Genomic DNA, 20,509 nt, shown 5'->3' with positions numbered 1-20,509 from the left:
CTGAAAATTGTTGAATGTGCTGATGAAATAAGGCATATATAAGTGAGGCAACACATCTATATGCAATATTATGAAGGATTTGGAATTGTTTTAAAGAAAGGGAAATGTTATTAAATGTTAAAATATTTAATTTTTTTTTTTATCTTTATTAGCGAGTTCTTTCTGAAAGGTAGAACTCATAAAGGTTCAGCCGTAAGGCTGGTTAGTAGGTTAATTAACCCTTTAGAATTGTTGCCCGTGATTCCCCTATATCACGGGCATTATTTTTTCAGTTTGCCGAATAAAAAAAGGGAACCCTAAAAGAGTTCCCAATTATATTAGCATCAAAGTCTGTTTTAGGCCTTAAATAAAGGATCGGCACCAATTGTACCAACTAAATTTTGTAGATATTCTTCAGTTTTAACGTGTTCCAGTTCTTTTTTTGCTTTCCAGAAACGTTCTTCCAAACTCAATTCATCATTCCATTCTGCGTTTATCTTATTGGCCATGAAGGCCTCTAAGTAAGCAATTTGCTTTTCGTAGAAATTAATGTCAATTTGTTGCTTGTTTTTCAAACGAGCCTGATACCACGATGAATTAATTACCAATTCTCTGTCGAATTGCTTACGTAACTCAGGATCACTGATTTCTTTTCCTTCATAATGGCCATAAGCCATAATATTTAAAAGAATTTGCAATGGAGGAATTGCTGCGCTAACACTATTGTCTTTAAAGTAGTTGATTGCAACTTTCTCCTGAGCTTCTACGATATTCTTGATCCCGTCAGCGTAAGCTTCTATATCTTGAATTTCAGGTTTTAACATTCTCTCATTGAAAACATTCTGAGGCTCATCAAAAATACGATTCATATAACGGAAAAGGAATTCTTCAGTTATACGATATCCTAAACGGCTGGCATGAATTGTTTCGCCCTCGTATTCAAAATCAGATAGTTTCTCAAGAGAACCTTCCTGAATCAATAATTTAGGATCACGGTTTTCCTCTTTCAAACGACACCAAAGTTCAGGAATCAGCAATGAAACATCATGATCAAAACGATTTTCTGTTCCTACATGACCTGCTGCTGATGAAAATCCTTGATATCCGGTAAGGATATAGGAAAGCAAGGCATTGTTTAAATCAGTAGTTGGAGATAACATGTTGAAAGGACCTTTTGTTAAAGCACCTTCAGAACCTGCTCCTGTAGTTGAAGGAGATTTTCCAGTCAAACTGCAAATAAAATCCATAAACAATTCCGGCAATTCCTGATAATGAATTGGATTGTAAACACTCAAAGCACGAATTCCGGCTGCTTTATCGGCAGGATTATTTCTGCGACCTGGTAAAACTGCATTAACAGGATGATGTACAGGTTGATCCAACGGAATTCTTCTGGCCAGACGAATACCAATTTCGGCTAAACGATCATCAACCGGATTCACTAAATCGGGTCTAATCTGCAAATAGCGTGGGTTTTGAGATGGTTTCCCGTCTACAATCCGGGTGTGAGAAGGAGAAATAAAGTAATTTGATTTTTTACTTTCTGCACCCTGACGAATAATTCCCTGAATAGGTTTTGTATACAAGTCGAAACCTATAGCATCAGCCAGTAATTCCTTACCGTCTTCTCGGGTAAGAGGTTCGTAGTTTGATGTAAAGTTATTTCTCATGGAAAGATCAGCTTCTGCCTCTTTGTCGTATCCTCGGTGAACAGCTTCATCGGGACGTTGGAAAAAGCGCTCTTCGCAATTTGTTGTTAACTTGATACTTTTATTGTCGTAAGATTCGTTCAAATAATTGAATCGACTGGCAGGAAGTACAATAGAAGCTGTAATGTCATCTTCCATTTGTATTTTGGCTGCAGCAATAAAATCCTGACGCAATTTATTTAAATACCATGATTTATCACCTGCGAATCCTACCCGTAAGTAACTGGCAACAATTTTACGATTGTTGAAGAGCAATTCGTGACCTTTTCGTCCGTTAATAACATCAACTGAGAAGTAATCTCTCCAGTTGCTGTCTGTTCTTTCCGGACGGTAGAATCTCTTTACAAATAATACTAATGCTTTAACATGATCCGGAATAGTATTCAAGAATTCGTTGTATTCAGCAGTATAATATTTCGAAGGAGTTAATAGTTTCACTACAGAACCTAAGGATCGGTCAGAACTTAAGAGAGTTCTTGCAGGGACTGTTCTGCTTGGATTATCTTTCCAACGTTTTGTATAATCGTGATTAATTACCTGATCAGCAAGATTAAAGTCTTTCTCCATGTCCTGGATATAGAAAGAGCTGTAAATGATTGCATTTAATAATGATTTTGAAATCTCTGATTTACCTCCACCGGAAACAGTGCAAGGTTTGTGACAGAAAGTTCCCTCAGAAGCAGTACTTACTAATCTCCACGATGGTGCCGAAGGATGCTTCTCCATGTGCATTTTATATCCGGAAGGGTGAACGTAGTAACTATTTGGAACTAAACGAATGCTTTGTTCTTTACCATCCTTTTCCCAGCTCACCTTACTTTTATAAACATCAATATTAGCGTTTTCGTTAATGTAATAGATGTCTGAATATTCTTTATCAACAGCATAACCTTCCGGATGAACATTCATTGTTTCACCAAATTGCTTTACCATTTCATCAAAACTGTACTGTTTTTTCAATACATTATTCATGAAAAGTGCACCACTAAAGCTGTCACCCAAATTTTTACGTGGGAATGCAATTGCACCGCCCGAATGTTCTTCTTCAGATAAACCGTAAAGATTGGCAGAGTAACTGATTTGAGTTTTGATTTCCTTTTTAGAGTATCCAAAGTAGTTATCAGCAATCAACGTAATTACAACCCCTTTTTCGCTGCGGCATGTTAGCTTAAATGCATTTCCGTTGTTGTAAAGCTCATTTTCATCTTTCCAGCAAACACCATCATTTCTCTGGCGCTCAGTAGCATCATCGTAATGAGGTAAGCCCAATTCTTTTTTCTTAAGATTTAATAATTGCGGAGCCAGTACAATACAACCTGTATGACCGGTCCAGTGTTCAATGTCTAAACCAGCATCGTTGGCAGGAATGTTAGGATCACCGGCATTACCAAAAATTGATTCAACAAAATCAAGATTACTTACTAAGCTGCCAGGAGCAAAGAAGCGAACCTCCATTGATTTTTGACTGATTATTCCTTTTACTTCCGGACATACTATCGGGCGGAGTAAAAGAGAGACCATCAGCTCAGCTTTTTCCTCTTGAGTTGCTGTAAATGGAAGTTGTTTTAATTCTGAGCTTGGATTGAAAGCTGCTTGTAGAAATTTACCAAAAGCTTTTTTTGGTAGCTCAATTTTATCCAAAGGTACCGGCAAACTGCCACCTACAATATGAAATGAGCCGCTTGTAGTTCTTCTATCGTGTTTTGGGTTGTGAAGTACACCTTGTTTTATTCTATAAGAGCTTAATAACTCTGTGATGTGTTCATCCTTATCTGGTGGAAGACTTAATTCTCTGGCTATACCAGGTTGATCTAGAATAAAGGTTGAAGTAGGAAGCTTTGCAACTTCCGTGTCAACATCTTCCAAATATTCATTTAAAAAGTTTTGTATACGTTGATCGACAGGACACAAATGATCTGCCAGTAATCGCGATTGAGCACGATAATTTTTTATTAAGCTATCGGTAAGCTGAATAAATTTTGGGTCAGATAATTGATTTTTTTCTCCTTCGGAATTTTCCGTAAAAATAGGCTGACCCATTGCTGCCAGCTGAAGGTTGATATAACGAATCAAATCTTTTTGATCAATTTTAATCTCCTTCGATTTAATTTCAATTCTACTTGGGTTTTTACTTTGCATATGTCTCCAATTTATTTTTGCTTAGGGAATGACGGAACCAAATTTACTTATTTTTTCTCGTTGTAAAAATTCCTGCATCCCTTACTATCGTTCAGCTATATTCAATTTAACCTTACTTTTTTTTACTGGCTTAATTAGTTGGAAGCGAAAACGATTTAAGTATGATGTTTTGCTTCTAATTTAGAAAGGTTACAAATTATATATTTTTTTAGACTCTTCGTAAATAATTGATGATTATTTTTTTTGATTTAAAGTTAGTTGCCCCCTGTTTGTTCGTTTATTTTACATTGTGCATGGTTTTAATGAACTGTTGTGTTGATATTTTATGTTTTTACTGAACACAGTCTGGCTCAGATACAGGTTAGAATTGGAGTTGTAATTTGTATCTTGTCAGCCTTTACCACGAGATGTAACGAATCGTAAAAATGTAGATGAGAAAAGTATATACTATTGGAGATTGTGTGTTGGATTTATTTTTTGAGAATGATACTCCGGTTGAAGCAAAACCAGGTGGATCTTTCCTAAATTCAGCGGTTTCTTTGAGCAGATTAGGGATCAATGTATCATTGATAAGTGAGCTGGGAATTGATAGGGTTGGTACTCAAATTAAAAACTTCCTGGTTGATAATGGTGTGGATATAAGACATATATCTTATTTTTCAGATACCAATTCGAACCTGGCATTGGCCTTTTTGGATGAAAATAAAAATGCGGATTATACGTTTTATAAGACTCGTAAAGGACTTCCCAACACAATTGTTTTTCCTAAGGATGTTCAAAAAGATGATATTATTCTTTTCGGATCTTTTTTGGCTATAAAAAAGGAGTTTCGCTCTGCTTTGCTAACATTTTTACTTGAATGTAAAGAGAGAGGGGCTTTAATTATTTACGATCCAAATTTTAGATCTCAGCACTTACCTATGCTGCCGGAAGTTTTGCCGTTTATAAAAGAGAATATGGCTTTGGCGAATGTGGTAAAAGCATCGAATGAAGATTTTGAATTAATTTGTAAGCTGAAGAATTCAGATCAGGCCTACAAATGGCTGAATGAATTTTCTGATGCGATACTGATTTATACCGCAAACAAACAGGGACTATCCATTTACAATCAGCAAAAGTATTTCTTTGAAGTTCCTCCAATAAATCCCATTAGTACTGTGGGAGCCGGAGATACAGTAAATGCTGCGATCGCTTTTGTTTTTGTTCGTAATGGGATTAAAACTTCCGATCTTGTTGCACTTTCGCAAGCACAAATAAATGAGCTTGCAACTATTACAACAGCATTTTCTCAGGATGTTTGTATGATTTATGATAATTTTTTACCGATTGCAACAGCGAATAGATACCGTTTATGATAAAAGCACCCCCTCTACAACAAAAAAGGGGGTGTTTTATTAACTACATACATATTTCTGAATAGGAGCAATGGACATCGTTCCTATCCTTTAATTCTTATTTCAGGCAAAAGGTGACCCTCAAAAATTACTTTTTTTAAAGTTTTTGTATGAATGTGAGTTTTTTGTTGATAAAAGGAGTTGTTTTATGGAGCAAGTCTTCTGATTTTCCATTCTTTATTTTTGAGATTGTACTCGATCCTATCATTTAATCGACTCTCCCGTCCTTGCCAAAATTCAAAAAGATCAGGAATAAGACGATATCCGCCCCAAAAATCCGGTCGGGTAAATTCATCTCCATTTTCTTTCTTAAACGTTTCAACCATTTGAATTAGAGCGTCGCGGTTTTCAATTTCATCACTCTGAGGCGATACTGCGGCGGCTGTTCGGCTGCCAACAGGCCGATCAAAAAAATACTCGTCAGATAATTCCGGTTCCAATTTCTCAATTTTTCCTTCAATACGGATTTGTCTCTCCAGTTCAGGCCAGAAAAAAACAAGTGAACCATAAGGATTTCCTTCTATGTCAATACCTTTCCGGCTATTGTAATTGGTGAAGAAGCAAAAGCCTTTCTCATTATAATCTTTTAATAGTAGAATTCGTGCAGAAGGTTTGTTGTCAATAGATACTGTTGCCAGTGTCATGGCATTAGCGTCAGGCAGTTCCATTTTTACCGCTTGTTCAAACCATATCCGGAATTGTGTAAATGGATTTGAATTAATATCCGATTTATTCAATTCAGCCATACCATATTCATGTCTAAGCTTTTTAAAGTCCTTTTTCATCAGCTTAGGTATTTGGATTCGTTAATATGTTTGGCTGAATGCTTAGGCCAGTGAAATTGATATAATACTGGCCGCCTTTTGTCGGATATTGCATTTCTTGTTCGTCTTGAGTATCCGCATTTGCTACGCCAACGTGGGCAAATAGAATTTTAGCCTTGTGCTTATCGGCATGTTGGATAATTTCTTCGGCAGCAGATGGTGAGAGTGAACCTACATCCGGATAGGTGCTGGTTTTTACCACTATAAAATGCAAAATATCGTCTTTCTTTGCCAGAATCTGAGGATTCTTCTCAAATTCAATATTCACCGATAAGACTTCAAACTCATCTTTTATGTGCTTGTATACCCACTTGATTCCTAATTCATGTAGTTCAGAACCGCTCAGTCTATTTCCTTTCATTCTATGGTTTTGTTCTAATTCAGATACGAATATCTTCTTTAATTAAAACAATTCCAAATAGAATGCTTTTGTTTGTTCTGATTTTATGGATAAAGATATGCGTGACAATCTACACAGGAGTACTCTTTCCAGTCGGTACCAATATCAACAGGATGGATAAATTCCATTTTTTGAGTGGCAAAGGCCATTTGTAAAGAATCAGGTTTCCCCTGAGCTGTAATTGAGTGACACAGATTGCAATCTTTGGAAATTACTCTCCCATCCTTTGTTTTATGATTGTTGTCGTGACAGCGGAAGCAACCTTGTGTTTCCATATGGCTTTTGTGGTTAGGATATGCATCCCAACGAACCTTCATTTCAGGGAATGTATTTTCATGGTAAGCAATTTTAATGCCTTCTATCGCTTTTAATATATTGGCTTCATGCTCTGCACCTTTATCAGGATAATTTTCTTTATAGAAATTAAGAACGGTTTGTTTAATTAGTAAATCAGCACTGTCCTTGGTTGAATAAGTGCCTTTTAATGCCTCCATGGCGGCAAGTTTTATATACGGAATCTGCGGATCGACTTCCTTCGAAGACATGGCAGCATCAATAAAGTCAGGAGGAGATAAATAGCCGTGAGATGGGCGGTTGTGACAGTCCATACAATCCATTTCATGCAATTTACCATCTGCAAAAAATGTACTGTCAGGTTCCATCATAGTATCTTCGAAAATGTGCTCTTCTCCCGTAGCTTTATTGGTGTATTTAATCCATTGAATGTATTCTGATTTGTTATCAGCCGACATAAATTCGATTTTTACATTAGGATTAATGTGCCAGTGAATTCCTTCGCTTAGTTTTTGAGTGTGATGATCCGGCCCGGTTTTCATGGTTAGCTGAATATTCCATTCGGTGTTGTTTTCATCAGCTAAAAAATGCTGTTCATTTTTAATTCGGTTGGGATAGAATTTTTCGGGCCAATGGCAATGTTCGCAGGTTTCTCTGGCAGGTCGTAAATTAGCAAGAGGAGTAGGGATCGGACGAGGGAAATTATTAACCGTAACAGCATATACCTGATACAAACCACTCAATTTCGAACGCATGTACCAATCGGCTCCTTCGCCAACATGACATTCCACACAGGCAACCTTGGCATGAGCAGATTTTTGATAGGTTACATATTCGGGTTCCATAACCTCATGACATAAAGTACCGCAAAAAGGTACTGATTCACTATATACAAAAGCTTCGTAACTTCCTATGGAAGAAAGAAAAAGGAAAATGAAACTTATGATCACAAAAAGAGAAAAGGCGTTTCTGTGTTTTTGATCATTTAAATCTACCCGAGGCCATCTCATGTCCCCAGAAATAAATAGTTGTTTCTTTTGTCTGCGAATCTGAATCAACATCCCAATAGGAATTAGCAGCATTCCTATTACCATAAATATTGGGAGTACGATATAGATAATTAAGCCCATATAGGAACTTCCCTGATCGAAAAGGACGGAAATAACAAAAAAGAAAACAATCAGAAAAAAGGCTATTATGGCTATACTTGCTCCTAAAATGGAGGTCCAATTGTACGAAGATTTAGGTAGTTTCATTTCGATCGGTTTTGGTTCGCGAAAATAATTTATCGAAAACTCTGATAATTACCTACTTGTCGGATTAATTTATAAGCTTTCTTAGTTGTGTGTTCAGCTTGTGTTAATAGAAATAATTTGTTTTCATAAGATCGCGGCAAAGCTTGTAAATATGGAGTTCTGCGTATTTTTTTAATAATGTAAGTGCATATAATAAAATAACATATCGACAATTATCGATATTAATACGATGAGTTCCTTTTATTCATATGGAATTCAAGTCTCATTATTTTGGTGTGTATCAGGGTGAAAAATTCATCGCATATGATAATAAATCTTGATCTTAATTGGTTTATGTACTACATTGTAGAATAAAATCTGGAACGGTACATTCGTTTGTAAATTACACTTCTAACAAATTTTTATATGCTGAATATTGCATTGTTTGGTCCTCCGGGTGCTGGAAAAGGCACTCAATCTGAGTTTTTGATTAATAAATACAATCTTTTTTACATCTCAACAGGTGATTTGTTGCGGAAGGAGATTGCAGATAAGAGTAAATTAGGTCTCGAAGCACAAAGCATTATTGCTTCGGGAGGCTTAGTTTCTGATGAAATCATCGTTCAGATTATTGAGAAAACCATAACTGAAAATCCTGATTCCAATGGATTCTTATTTGATGGCTTCCCCAGAACCTATATTCAGGCTTATATTTTGGAAGGATTAATGATAAAGCTGAATACCGCTTTAAATTGCCTGATTAGTTTGGAAGTAGATGAAGAGGTTTCTGTTTCAAGATTATTAAACAGAGGAAAGACATCGGGCAGGGCCGATGATAATGAAGTGGTGATTCGAAACAGACTAAAAGAATATAGCGATAAAACACTTCCTGTATTACAGTTTTACAAAGACAAAGGCGTTTATTTTGGATTGAAAGGAGATCAATCAATTGAGGAGGTAAACCTGAGTATACAAAAAATTATTAAGGAAGAATTGAGTAAGAGTCTGTTCAATTTGGTGTTATTTGGTTATCCTGGTTCAGGAAGAGGTTCGCAGGGAATTGCTTTGGCCAAAAAATATGATTTGGAATACCTTGCTACCGGTCAAATGCTCGAGCAGGAAATCCAGAAAGGTACCGAAATAGGAAAACGAATTATTGATTTGTATGAAAACGGGGAATTGGTGCCCGACGAGATTGTGGTGCAATTAATTGAAAAGAAAATCGCAAACTCGAGCGGAGTGAATGGATTCATTTTTAAGGGATTTCCACGAACATTGGTTCAATCGTACATTTTAGATGGTTTATTGAAAAAACATGGTTCTGCCATTTCTCAGATTATCGAAATTGAGGTACCAACATTGGAACTAATCAGCCGGCTGGATAAAAGAAGTAAAACCGATCGCTGCATGCCATACGATAACAACACCTCTAAAATTGTGAAACGCTTGCAGGAACATGAAATTAAAACCGTACCCGTAATTGAAAAATACAACCAGTTGCATGGTGTTTTGAAAATAGATGGAGTAGGTGAGTTCGATGAGGTCTTTGATCGGATATGTGAAAAAATAAAGAATAGTATTTAAATAATTAAACTATGTGGAATGAAGAAAATTAGTACCCTTTTGCTCTTTTTTATTGTGTTTGGAGCTAAATCTCAAACTATTTCAGAGAAATTAGGCGCTGTGTCAACTAATTTTAAAATTACATCAGCATCGCAGCCTTTAAATGTTACGAATCAAATAATTTTAAAGCAAAATAGAACGGAGTCTAAGAAAGATCATGAAGATTACGAATATGCTGTTTATGAAAGATATTATTTTCAATTTATTAGTGACAGTAAACTAGTTGCTTCTGATCGGAGTGATATTAAAAATGAAGCACTTGTCAAATCCAATCATGATTATAATAAAGATGGATACTTTATTAGACTTTATGATGAAAATGATTTCCTGATTTATGAATTTTCGAGAGAGACCGGAGTTAGATTTAACCGGGATTACAATACCGGTAAAGGAGGTTATTTTACTTATGAGTTCTATTTAAGCGGTTTTCCCTTAGTATTGCTTGATAAAGTAAAGCGTATTGATGTTCAGATTATCGATTAGAAAAGAAGAGTAAGACAATTTGATTCTGTTTTCGAACGAATCTCTGTCTAGCTTGAATTAGATTTAAAATTATGGTTTTGTGAGTAAATAATTTCATTTAAAATAAACATCATGGAAAATAGATCTGGTGGATGCGAAGAGAAAAGTACGAAAGTGGTTTTTGCATGCTCTGGCGCAGCCGATGTGGGTGAACTAACTGATTTGGTTGCGAGGAAGCTTCAAAAGAAGGGGAAAGCCCAAATGAAATGCCTTGCCTTTGTGGGAGCTGGGATTACTGAGATGATAGATTCCGTTCGGGGAGCTAAAATTCTTGTTATTGATGGTTGCTCAAAAGATTGTGGCAAATTGGTGATGTGTAAAAACGGAATCACAGACTTTACGCATTTGCGTTTAACAGAATTAGGATACACCAAGGGAGAAACTCCTGCTGACACACACAATGTTGATGCTGTTTTTGAAGTGGCATGTACTCTTCTGTAAGTACTAAATTTACTTAAAGGTGCGCTGTTTTAGGGGAGGTCAGTCATGTATCTCCCCCTTGTTTTTGTTATCGAAAGTCTAAATTTAGTCGTTACAAGTCTGAAGTGTTCCGTCGCAAGTCTAAGGTTTTCCGGCACAAGTCTGAAGCGTTCCGCCACAAGTTTAAGGTTTTCCGGCACAAGTCTGAAGCGTTCCGCCATAAGTTTAAGGTTTTCCGGCATAAGTCTGAAGTGTTCCGCCATAAGTCTAAGGTTTTCCGCCGTCGGAAAAGCCTGTAAATGCTCAGGAAACAGATAAATGTGTTATCCCAAAGAAAAAAGGAGCACAAGCCGAATAGGATGTGCTCCCTTATTGAATGATCTCTAAATAGGCTTGCTATTCACTTCGTAAGGAATCAACAGGATTTTGATTGGCAGCCTTCCAGGTTTGTCCGCCAACAACCAAGAGTGCAAAAATTGCAGTTAGCAAACCGGCAAATACAAACGGGAGCGGGCCAATAGTAATGTGATAAGCAAATTGTTCCAGCCAGTGTTGCATTATATAATATGAAACGGGGATCGATATCATAAAGGCTATTGCAATCCATTTTAAAAAATTAGAAAACAGCAACAATGATATCTGGCTGATACTGGCACCTGTTACTTTCCGGATTCCTATTTCCTTGGTGCGTTTTTGTACCATGAATAAAGTAAGGGAATACAATCCCAATAGAGCCAGAATGATAGAAAGCGCCGATGAGTAGCCTGTTAGTATTTGCGATCTTTCTTCAGTTTGATATCGATCGCGGCAGACATCATCAATAAACATATGGTAATTAACTCTTTCCGGATCAACTTTTTTGAATGTATCTTTTATTTTACCTAGCAAATCAGTCATGTTATTGGTTTTAACTTTGAGCAAAACAAACTGTATGTTCCGATTGTCACTGAAGCAGGTGAACATTAGAGGTGCTATTTTTTCCTGCAGCGAGGCGTAATGAAAATCTTTAACAATGCCTTGAATTTCATATTTATCCTCATGAAACCACACGATCCTCCCCAAAGGGTCATCAACATTAAGATATTTAACAGCAGCTTCATTCAGAATAATTCCTTTGCAGTTTTCAACCTGACTTTCGGTAAATGTGTTTCCTTCTACAAATTGTATCCCTAAAGTTTTAAAATAACCCGGCCTTACGCGATATTCATTATAATCTTTTGTGTTTTTAATATCGGTTCCGTAAAGCCGAAATATTTGACCGCTACCACCACCGCCAGGAAGATGAAGACTTGCACTAACAAAAGAGATTTGAGGTATTTTTAAAAGTTCTTGTTTGATTGAGGAGTAAGCTTGTGTTTGTATTTGGCTCAGATTGTTTATCGCAATTACTTGTTCTGTATCGAAACCCAAATCAGCATTTTTCATATAGTCAATCTGTTGCTGAGAGATGATAACAGCCGAGATTAAAATGATAGAAGCCGAGAACTGAAAGATTACCAGAATCCGGGACAGCAAATTGGTGCCGTGATTGCCTGGAAGCTTTCCTTTAATGATGGAAGCCGGAGTGTATCGGGTAATTGTGATGGCCGGATACAAGCCTGAGATAAGCCCAACAAATAAAGCCATTACAGGAAGCCCTATAAATAGAAGGGGATTTGATAAATAATCAATAGCTAATTCTCTGTTCATTAAACTGCCGAAGAATGGCATTAGAATTTCTGCTAGAATCACACCAAATAGAAGTGCAATAACAGACATTAGTGTGGTTCGGCCTAAAAAATCTTTAATCAAGTCGATACGCTCTGCACCAATCGCTTTTTTGATACCAATTTGGTTTAATTTTCCATCGTATTGAACGGTAATAATATTGATGAAATTAATCATGGCAATAATCAATATTAAAAAAGCCAGAAGAATATGTATGTAAATGGTATTGATATTTCCACCAGGTTTTAAGATTTGCTGATAGTTTGATCTCAGGTGGATATCGCTTAGTTTTTGGAGGTAAGATCCTGTTTTCATACCATATTCACCAAGTCTATCATCAAGCATTTTGGTGTATTTATCCTCAATTTTCTTGATTGTTGAATTTCGATCAATTCCTTGTTTTACTAAAATATACGTGAAGTATTCCAAACTTTGGTACCCTGCCTTTCTAGGGAAACCAGAAAATGGTAATAGCATGTCAAAATCGTAACTAGAGGTGAGGGGAAGATCTTCGACAACCGCACTAACAGTGCATAAATTACCACCAAACATTTCGAATTCTTTACCTTCTGCATTGGTGGTTCCAAACAGTTTTAATGCTGTTGTTGCATTAATAACAAACCCATTAGGTTTTGAAAATAAATTGGTTGATTGTCCGGAAATTGGTTTTAAACTGAAAACTTTATGGAAATTTGTATCAACATAAATACATCTGATTTGCGTGAAATTTTTATCCCCGACTTTTGCATTTTGTGTATATCCGTTATATAGTTGAGTGATTTCTTCTATCTCGGGTATTTGAGAGGCGAAGTTTTCATTGGTTAAACGCAGGCAGATTTCATATGGTGTTAATTCTTCACCAGTTTCATTAAGTAGGGAAATTAGTTTGTAAATCCGCTCCTGTTTTGTGTTGAATTTATCGTAACTGAGTTCGTGCTGAACGTAAATAGAAATAAGAATTACCGCAGCCATTCCTACAGCAAGACCAAAAATATTGATGATGGAATTGAGTTTGTCTTTTGCCAGACTTCGAAAAGAGAGTTTAAGTTTGTACCAAAGCATATAGTCGGTTTTATTGGGAGATTAAAAGTAATAAGTTTGTTAGATATATTTTATAAAACTGCTGATTCGAGGATATGTGATTGCGGGTCTTTTTTGCTTTCCGAAACAATTTTCCCATCGAATAGATTGATCACCCGGTCGGCATATTCCGCATCGCTTTGCGAGTGGGTAACCATCACAATAGTAGTTCCTTCTTTGTGCAATTCTTCGAGCAATTGCATAACCTCTGTGCCGTTGGTCGAATCTAAATTACCGGTTGGTTCATCGGCTAAAATTAGTTTCGGATTCGAAACTACGGCTCTTGCTATCGCAACTCTTTGCTGTTGTCCGCCCGAAAGTTGTTGAGGAAAATGTTTTGCACGATGATCGATATTCATGCGTTTCAATACCTGCACTACTTTTTCTTTTCTCTCAGCCATCGGAACTTTCATGTAGAGCAAAGGCAATTCTACATTTTCAAATACATTTAGTTCATCAATCAGGTTAAAACTCTGGAAAACAAAACCGATGTTTCCTTTTCTGAATTTTGTTCTTTGTTTTTCACTTTTGTCAGAAATTTCTACTTGATTAAAAGTATAGCTTCCAGTGCTGGGATTATCCAACAAACCAATAATATTTAGGAGTGTTGATTTTCCACAACCAGATGGCCCCATAATGGCAGCAAATTCACCGGTTTCTATGTGTAGGTTTACATGTTGCAAGGCGGATGTTTCAACTTCTTCGGTTCTGAATACTTTGCTTAAGTTTTTGGTATGTATCATTTTTTTAGATTATGTGATTTAAATATTGGCAGCCAAGTATTGTGCCATTTTTTAATGATGCAGAAATACAGGCATTTGTGTTTGTGATGAGAAATATAGTGTCGGAAAATCCAACACGCGATGTCGATATTTACAACAATATGATTATTTTAACCAAAGAATTTAAATGGATAAAAGAATGGCTGGAAAAGGAAAGCTTTTAATTATAGATGATAACGAGGAGCTATTATTTGCTTTGCAATTATTTCTCAATTCACATTTTGCGAAAATAGATACCATTAAAAATCCCAATCAGTTGCTATCACAGCTTGATGTGGACGAGTATGATGTTTACTTGCTGGATATGAATTTTAAAGCTGGAATAAATTCAGGAAACGAAGGTTTGTATTGGTTAAAGCGAATATTGGAATTTGATGCAAATGCTTGTGTGGTGCTGATTACAGCTTACGGTGATGTAGAATTGGCGGTTAAGGCAATGAAAGAGGGGGCAGTTGATTTTATTCAAAAATCATGGGACGAAAATAAGATTCTGTCAACCTTGCTGTCGGCTTTAAAATTGCGGAATTCAAAGCTTGAGATAAAAGGATTGAAGGAAAAGCAGAAGCAGATCAATCATCAGATCAATAGAAACACTCAATTTGTAAAAGGGAGTTCCAATGCCATGAATGAGGTGTTTCGAACCGTTGAGAAAGTGGCCGGAACCGAGGCGAATGTTTTAATAGTGGGTGAGAATGGCACAGGGAAAGAGGTAATTGCCCGTGAGCTTCATTTGTCATCGCACCGAAAAGATCAGGTATTTGTAAGTGTCGATTTGGGTTCTTTAAGCGATAACTTATTTGAAAGCGAACTATTTGGTTCTAAAAAAGGCGCATTTACTGATGCAAAAGAGGATCGTATGGGGCGATTTGAGTTGGCATCGGGCGGAACACTTTTTCTGGATGAAATCGGAAATGTTCCCTTGCATCTGCAAACAAAATTATTGACCGCCATTCAAAATAAACAGGTTGTTCCTGTGGGCGGAAACTCTCCTGTTGAGGTAGATGTACGCATACTGGCTGCTACCAATTGTAATTTGTTTGAGATGGTGTCTAACGGAACTTTCAGGGAAGATTTGTTGTATCGCCTGAATACTATTACGATAGAATTGCCACCTTTACGCGAACGGATTGAGGATATTCCTGAATTGGCTGTGTTTTTTCTGCAGAAATATGCCGATCAGTATCAGAAAGGAGAATGTGTTTTTGAAAAATCTGCACTAAAGAAACTTTCGCAATATTCATGGCCGGGAAATATTCGGGAATTTCAACACATCATCGAAAAATCAGTTATCTTATCCGATACAAAAAAAATAGCTGCTGTTGATGTGTTACTTGGAGAGGAATTACAATTGTCGAAAAAAATACTGGACAGTCTCAATTTGTCTGATAACGAGAAGTTTTTAATTGAGAAAGCAGTAAAGCACACGGGTGGGAATCTGAGTCTTGCGGCGAAGGAGTTAGGGATAAACCGGTCTACATTATACGATAAAATTAAAAAGTATGATTTATAAAAGATTCTATGTTTGGATAGTTGTTCAAATCATTTTGTTATCGCTTACACCTGTTGTGTTCTGGTTTGTACTCTCAAAAGAATATATGGTGGTAACTACGTATAGTCTTTTGGCTTTATGGGTTTTACAAATTGTATATCTAATCTGGTATATCAATAAAACGAATCGTGATTTGTCCCGGTTTTTTACAGCTTTTCAATATCAGGATTCAACTTTGGTATTTAACCAGCATAAAAACGACAAAGCTTTTCAAAATCTGCATCAAAGCTTTAATAGTATTATCAACGCATTTGGCAAAGTGAAAATTGAAAAGGAAAAGGATTTTATATTTTTCCAAAATACGGTGGAGTTGGTCGGTATTGGATTGTTGGCGTTTGATCATAAGGGGAATGTTCGGTTGTGCAACAAAGCTTTTAAGGAACTCTTTCTGGTGGAAGAATTTCAGAATATTTCAGATTTGGTTTGTATTGACGGTGAGTTTCCGGATTTTTTATTTCGGGTGAAGACGGGTACTCAAAAGCTCAGGAAATATTTGGTGAAAAACCGAATTTTAAAGTTGGCAGTTAAGGCAGTCGATTTTCGTTTGGAGGATGACTGCATCAAATTGATTGCCTTTCAGGATATAAAAAATGCAATTGACCAAGGCGAAATGGATGCAATGCATAAATTAATTCGTGTTTTCACTCATGAAATTATGAATTCGGTGAGTCCTATTTCCATGTTGTCGGGGAGCCTAATCGATTTGTATGAGAAGAATGGAGATCAGGCCTGTAAGGAATTATTGAGCGAAGGAGCAATTTCCAATACATTAATGGGATTAAAAACCATTCGCAAAAGGAGCAAAGGTTTAATCGCTTTTGTTGATGAATACAAGAATTTAACACAGCTTCCGAAACCGCATTTTGAATTGCTTTCAGTTGACAAATTGTTTTCACATATCGATGCTTTGTTCAAGGAAGAGTTTAAATCAGAAAATATTGAGTTTACCTACCATTTGCATGATTCGGAGCAAGAGTTAATTGCCGATGAAAAGCTAATTTCTCAAGTCCTGATTAATTTGATTCGGAATTCGATAGAAGCGCTCAAGAACACCGAATCCAAGTCGATTTCTATTTCAACAGGACAGGGAAATCCGGTTAATTTTATTATTGTTAGGGATAACGGCATGGGAATTCCCGATGATGTGATTGATACTATTTTCACTCCTTTTTTTACGACAAAGGAGAAAGGATCGGGGATAGGCTTAAATCTTTCCAGACAAATTATGAGGTTACACGGGGGAACAATATCTGCCCGTTCAAAACCAGATCGGTTAACAGAGTTTTCCCTTCAGTTTTAAGTTGTTGATTTAGAGTATTTGAATGGAAGCAACTTAAATTTAATTATAGAGAAAAAGCGGGAATTAACCCGCTTTATTATTACGTCTCAGTTCATCCAGGTCTATTCTGGATATTTTTTCGTCAAGAGTTTGAAGCAGATCATTTAACTTACTGCAAGGATATTCGGAACATTCTGCACAGGTTGAGTAGAATTTCTTTCGGGCACAAGCCCTTACCTGGCATTCTGCACAATGGCGAAATTTTTTTCCCCAGGGTTCATGGCATCCTTTGCAGGTTATTTCACAGGCATCGTATTGGTTTTCCTGGTCAGACCAAAGCTTTGCAATTTTAATTCGCACATTGTCCTGATCTTTTTGTGTTGCCACATAAGCAGGGCAAGTTGAGCAGTTAACTCCGCAGTAGGCTATCTTGTCTTTCTCCTGATCTCTTCTCATTTTAGCGCTGAGGTTCTTTTACTTTACTGTTATCTTAACTCTATCTTCAATTGCAGAATTATATCTTTAAATATAAGAAGGATTTAAATGCTTTTCAAGATGTTTTTGAGCTTATTGGTTATAAATTAGGTGATGATTTGTTCTCATTTTATTGAGAAAATAATATTTGGGTTCTCGTTTTTAGGACAGCATTTAAGTTGATAAAAAAAACATTAAAAATCCCCGAAGAATTTTCTTCAGGGATGTCTCTTTTTTGCAGGTGATTTTATTTTTTTTGCTCTTCAATTTTGCAGGTATTAATGCCGAAAAGTCCGTAAGGAGGACAATTGCCAATAAGACTAGTCAGAAACATTATTCCAGCAAATACCAATACAACTATTCCTATTGTTCCGGTAATCACATCTGTAAAATACAGAGTCGCTAAAATAAGTGTGATAATGATTCTTAGTATCCGATCTGTTTTTCCCATATTTTTTTTCATGATATTTGAGTTTTTAGTTAACAATTTCAATTTCGTTTGTTGGTGCAATAAGTATAGGTTGTTTCTCAGCAAAAGTTTTAAACCGAGACAAATTGGTTGAATCAATTTCCTGAAAAATTTTGGTGAAAAATAAGAACAGCGATTTGGCAAATGGATTGGTTCCTTCGATAGAATACTTAGCAATTATTTTGGTGCCGTTATTCGACTTTTCGAACGTAAAATGATTGTATTTGTGCATCCATCCTGCTGTAAAATCCATTTCAAGCATTTCGTTTTCTTTGTAGCCGGTTAAGGTTTCAATTAATTCTGCAATTTTACCATCATTGTCAACCATCACTTTGTATTTACTGCCAACTTTATCTTCAGTTTCGGCAATTGATTCAAAACTTTTCACTTCAGTCAACCACTCCGAAAGTCGGTTGTGATCATTGAATAATTGAAAAACCTCTTCTACCGGGCGATTTATTTCTGTTTCAAGTGTATATTCTTGTTTGTTTAGAAAAAGACCTAGAGCAACAAAGGCAAGGAATACAATAAGCAGTATAATGCCCGTCTTTTTAATCATTTTCATGAATCTACTTTTCAATGAATAATTTGAAATCAGCCAATCCCTTTTCGAAATCCGGTCCAATGGCTTTATCAATATCCATAAATACCATCATCAAGGTTGTTGGAAATGTATTATTACCTTTAAATCCCCAGGTAACTTCAGTTCCTTCGTCTACTTGCCTGATTGTAAAAAAACCAATGCTGGTTGATTCAAATGGTTTCAGAAAGCGAAGTTCTGTTTCAATATAAGAGGTCGGTTCTATTTTTGTAATTTCCTGTTCGCCTTCTCCAATTTCTTTATTTCCTATCCAATGAGTTGATGAACCAAGCTCACCGTCAGTACCATTGTATTCAACAATCATTTCGGGGTCTTTAGAGCCCCATGGTGACCATACTTGCTGGTCTTTAAGAGAGCAAAGACTTTTGAAAACCGTGTCGATATTTGTTGAAACAATAATTTTTCGTTCAACACGATAGGTTTTAGGAGCTATAAAATGAAGGATAGCCACAAGCAGTCCAATTCCAAGTAGAATATAAAGCAAGATTTTCATAATGTAAATGTTTAGTTAGCAATTGTTTGTTTTGTGTGGTAATACATTTACTAAAGATAATAAATTTTCATTGGGAGAGATGAAAAAAGAGTCCAAAACAAAGGACTCTTTTGTGAATTATAACATTGATTTACAGGAATATAATTCCTGCTTTTTTACTGGCATCCCTTAATTCATCCGGCCAAATACTTGATTGTACTTCCCCGATATGAGCTTTTCTTAACAGAAACATACACAAGCGTGATTGTCCGATTCCACCGCCAATTGAATATGGAAGTTTTCCTGCCAGTAGTTTTTTGTGAAACATGAGATCTTTTCTTTTTTCCTCACCACTAATTTTTAATTGCAGCTTTAGAGCTTCTTCATCAACTCGTATTCCCATTGAAGAAATCTCGAACGATTGTTCAAGTACAGGATTCCAAAGCAAGATATCACCATTTAAACCATGATATCCGTTTGTGCTTGGTGTTGTCCAATCATCGTAGTCGGGAGCTCTTCCATCATGCGGTTCTCCGTTTGCAAGTTCACCTCCAATGCCAATAATAAATACTGCGCCAAATTCTTTGGTAACTTTTCCTTCTCTTTCTTTCGGACTAAGATTTGGGTATTGCTTTAATAAATCTTCAGAATGAATAAATGTTATTTCTTCGGGTAAAAATGGCTTAAGAGGTGAATAGTACTCGCTTAGAATATATTCAGTTCTTTTAAGCGAAGCATAAATTTGCTTTACGGTTTTCTTTAAGAAAGTAAGATTTCGTTCGGCTTTTGCTATTGATTTTTCCCAATCCCATTGATCCACATAAATAGAGTGAATGTTGGTAAAAACTTCATCAGGACGAAGAGCATTCATATCCGTGTAGATGCCTTTACCTACAGGAATATCAAGTTTTCCCAGCATAAAGCGTTTCCACTTCGCAAGAGAATGAACAACTTCTGCGGTTTGATCTTCCAATCCTTTAATTGGAAATGCAACAGGGCGTTCAATACCATTTAAATCATCATTAAGTCCTGTTCCTTTCATAACAATCATTGGAGCAGTTACTCTGCGCAGCTTTAATTCTGCTGATAAATGCAATTGAAATTGATCTTTAATAAATTTAATTGCTTTTTCGGTTGTTTCAAGATCCAATGTACTGTGGTAATCTTTTGGGATAAATAAGTTTTCCATTTGTTAAAAATTTTGATAGTGAGGTTTTTCCTCTGGTTAAATTGATTCAAAAAAAAGCCTTTCTCGTTGATGAGAAAGGCTGAAATATGTATAACAATATCCTTTCTCACTCTGGACGAGAATTATTATTGTTGTTATTATTTTTAAATTGTTTATCCATTATTTTATATAAAAAAAGCCTTCCCGATTAGGGAAGGCTTAACTATTGAATATCTTGATTAATTCTATAAGCTTCCCGGTTTCAATGAATAATTATTCATCAAATTATTGAAAAGATTATTGATATTAAATTTTTGGCTCATTTTTTTATTATTAGCAGTGGCTAAAGTAGGTGTTTTTTTTTAAGGAACAAAAAATGACTGTCGTTT

The 20,509-nt window shown here is 36.1% G+C and carries 17 protein-coding genes; 6 read left to right on the top strand and 11 right to left on the bottom strand.

What is annotated here, in order from left to right; translation table 11 throughout:
* Nucleotides 1-335 precede the first annotated feature (335 nt).
* Nucleotides 336-3,827, bottom strand: a complete 3,492-nt coding sequence (locus QUH73_RS08475; protein ID WP_289530001.1) for a hypothetical protein — start codon at nucleotides 3,825-3,827, stop codon at nucleotides 336-338.
* 431 nt (nucleotides 3,828-4,258) lie between these two features.
* Between QUH73_RS08475 and QUH73_RS08470 the strand changes: the two genes are divergently transcribed.
* Nucleotides 4,259-5,182 (top strand): PfkB family carbohydrate kinase, encoded by a 924-nt coding sequence (locus QUH73_RS08470; protein WP_289530000.1) that lies wholly within the window; start codon nucleotides 4,259-4,261, stop codon nucleotides 5,180-5,182.
* A gap of 185 nt (nucleotides 5,183-5,367) precedes the next feature.
* Here QUH73_RS08470 and pdxH read toward each other — a convergent pair whose 3' ends face one another.
* The 3 genes from pdxH to QUH73_RS08455 all read right to left on the bottom strand — a co-directional run bounded on the left by pdxH (nucleotide 5,368) and on the right by QUH73_RS08455 (nucleotide 7,995).
* Entirely contained in the window at nucleotides 5,368-6,006 is a 639-nt protein-coding gene (gene pdxH, locus QUH73_RS08465; protein WP_289529999.1) for a pyridoxamine 5'-phosphate oxidase, read from the bottom strand.
* Between the two features lie 4 nt (nucleotides 6,007-6,010).
* Complete coding sequence (locus tag QUH73_RS08460) at nucleotides 6,011-6,406, bottom strand: hypothetical protein (protein ID WP_289529998.1); 396 nt, start codon at nucleotides 6,404-6,406, stop codon at nucleotides 6,011-6,013.
* Between the two features lie 83 nt (nucleotides 6,407-6,489).
* A complete protein-coding gene (locus QUH73_RS08455) occupies nucleotides 6,490-7,995 on the bottom strand; it encodes a NapC/NirT family cytochrome c (protein ID WP_289529997.1) in 1,506 nt (501 codons plus the stop codon).
* 405 nt (nucleotides 7,996-8,400) lie between these two features.
* Here QUH73_RS08455 and QUH73_RS08450 point away from each other — a divergent pair, with 405 nt between their 5' ends.
* From QUH73_RS08450 to QUH73_RS08440, 3 genes are all read left to right on the top strand, one after another.
* On the top strand, nucleotides 8,401-9,558 hold the full coding sequence (locus tag QUH73_RS08450; protein WP_156196176.1) for an adenylate kinase: 1,158 nt from the start codon (nucleotides 8,401-8,403) through the stop codon (nucleotides 9,556-9,558).
* Nucleotides 9,559-9,576: 18 nt separating this feature from the next.
* A complete protein-coding gene (locus QUH73_RS08445) occupies nucleotides 9,577-10,080 on the top strand; it encodes a hypothetical protein (RefSeq protein ID WP_289529996.1) in 504 nt (167 codons plus the stop codon).
* 111 nt (nucleotides 10,081-10,191) lie between these two features.
* Nucleotides 10,192-10,560, top strand: a complete 369-nt coding sequence (locus tag QUH73_RS08440; protein ID WP_156196175.1) for a putative zinc-binding protein — start codon at nucleotides 10,192-10,194, stop codon at nucleotides 10,558-10,560.
* Between the two features lie 375 nt (nucleotides 10,561-10,935).
* On the opposite strand, the gene QUH73_RS08435 is transcribed toward QUH73_RS08440, so the two are convergent.
* Together QUH73_RS08435 and QUH73_RS08430 are read right to left on the bottom strand one after the other, a co-directional pair.
* The gene (locus QUH73_RS08435) at nucleotides 10,936-13,308 is read right to left on the bottom strand and encodes an ABC transporter permease (protein WP_289529995.1); all 2,373 of its coding nucleotides are present in this window, start codon (nucleotides 13,306-13,308) and stop codon (nucleotides 10,936-10,938) included.
* 50 nt (nucleotides 13,309-13,358) lie between these two features.
* Entirely contained in the window at nucleotides 13,359-14,069 is a 711-nt protein-coding gene (locus QUH73_RS08430) for an ABC transporter ATP-binding protein (protein WP_289529994.1), read from the bottom strand.
* 178 nt (nucleotides 14,070-14,247) lie between these two features.
* On the opposite strand from QUH73_RS08430, the gene QUH73_RS08425 reads away from it, so the two are divergent.
* Both QUH73_RS08425 and QUH73_RS08420 read left to right on the top strand, forming a co-directional pair.
* A complete protein-coding gene (locus QUH73_RS08425; protein WP_289529993.1) occupies nucleotides 14,248-15,618 on the top strand; it encodes a sigma-54-dependent transcriptional regulator in 1,371 nt (456 codons plus the stop codon).
* Nucleotides 15,608-16,957 (top strand): sensor histidine kinase, encoded by a 1,350-nt coding sequence (locus QUH73_RS08420; protein WP_289529992.1) that lies wholly within the window; start codon nucleotides 15,608-15,610, stop codon nucleotides 16,955-16,957. Before QUH73_RS08425 ends, QUH73_RS08420 begins: the two co-directional genes overlap by 11 nt.
* Before the next feature lie 63 nt (nucleotides 16,958-17,020).
* Here the strand turns inward: QUH73_RS08420 and QUH73_RS08415 are convergent, their stop codons facing one another.
* The 5 genes from QUH73_RS08415 to asnA form a co-directional block, all read right to left on the bottom strand.
* Nucleotides 17,021-17,392 carry a DUF3795 domain-containing protein gene (locus QUH73_RS08415; RefSeq protein ID WP_289529991.1) on the bottom strand — a complete coding sequence of 124 codons (372 nt, stop codon included), beginning with the start codon at nucleotides 17,390-17,392 and terminating at the stop codon, nucleotides 17,021-17,023.
* A gap of 265 nt (nucleotides 17,393-17,657) precedes the next feature.
* Nucleotides 17,658-17,873: a YgaP family membrane protein gene (locus tag QUH73_RS08410; RefSeq protein WP_289529990.1), complete on the bottom strand. Its 216-nt coding sequence runs from the start codon at nucleotides 17,871-17,873 to the stop codon at nucleotides 17,658-17,660.
* A 13-nt stretch (nucleotides 17,874-17,886) separates the two neighbouring features.
* The gene (locus QUH73_RS08405) at nucleotides 17,887-18,444 is read right to left on the bottom strand and encodes an SRPBCC family protein (protein ID WP_289529989.1); all 558 of its coding nucleotides are present in this window, start codon (nucleotides 18,442-18,444) and stop codon (nucleotides 17,887-17,889) included.
* Between the two features lie 4 nt (nucleotides 18,445-18,448).
* Nucleotides 18,449-18,973: an SRPBCC family protein gene (locus QUH73_RS08400; protein ID WP_289529988.1), complete on the bottom strand. Its 525-nt coding sequence runs from the start codon at nucleotides 18,971-18,973 to the stop codon at nucleotides 18,449-18,451.
* Between the two features lie 130 nt (nucleotides 18,974-19,103).
* On the bottom strand, nucleotides 19,104-20,141 hold the full coding sequence (gene asnA / locus QUH73_RS08395; RefSeq protein WP_289529987.1) for an aspartate--ammonia ligase: 1,038 nt from the start codon (nucleotides 20,139-20,141) through the stop codon (nucleotides 19,104-19,106).
* Between the last annotated feature and the right edge of the window lie 368 nt (nucleotides 20,142-20,509).

The organism is Labilibaculum sp. K2S (assembly GCF_030372765.1).
In the GTDB taxonomy this organism is placed as follows: Bacteria; Bacteroidota; Bacteroidia; order Bacteroidales; family Marinifilaceae; genus Labilibaculum.
Note: the sequence above shows the minus strand (reverse complement) of the source record. Positions and strands in the feature narration are given on the sequence as shown.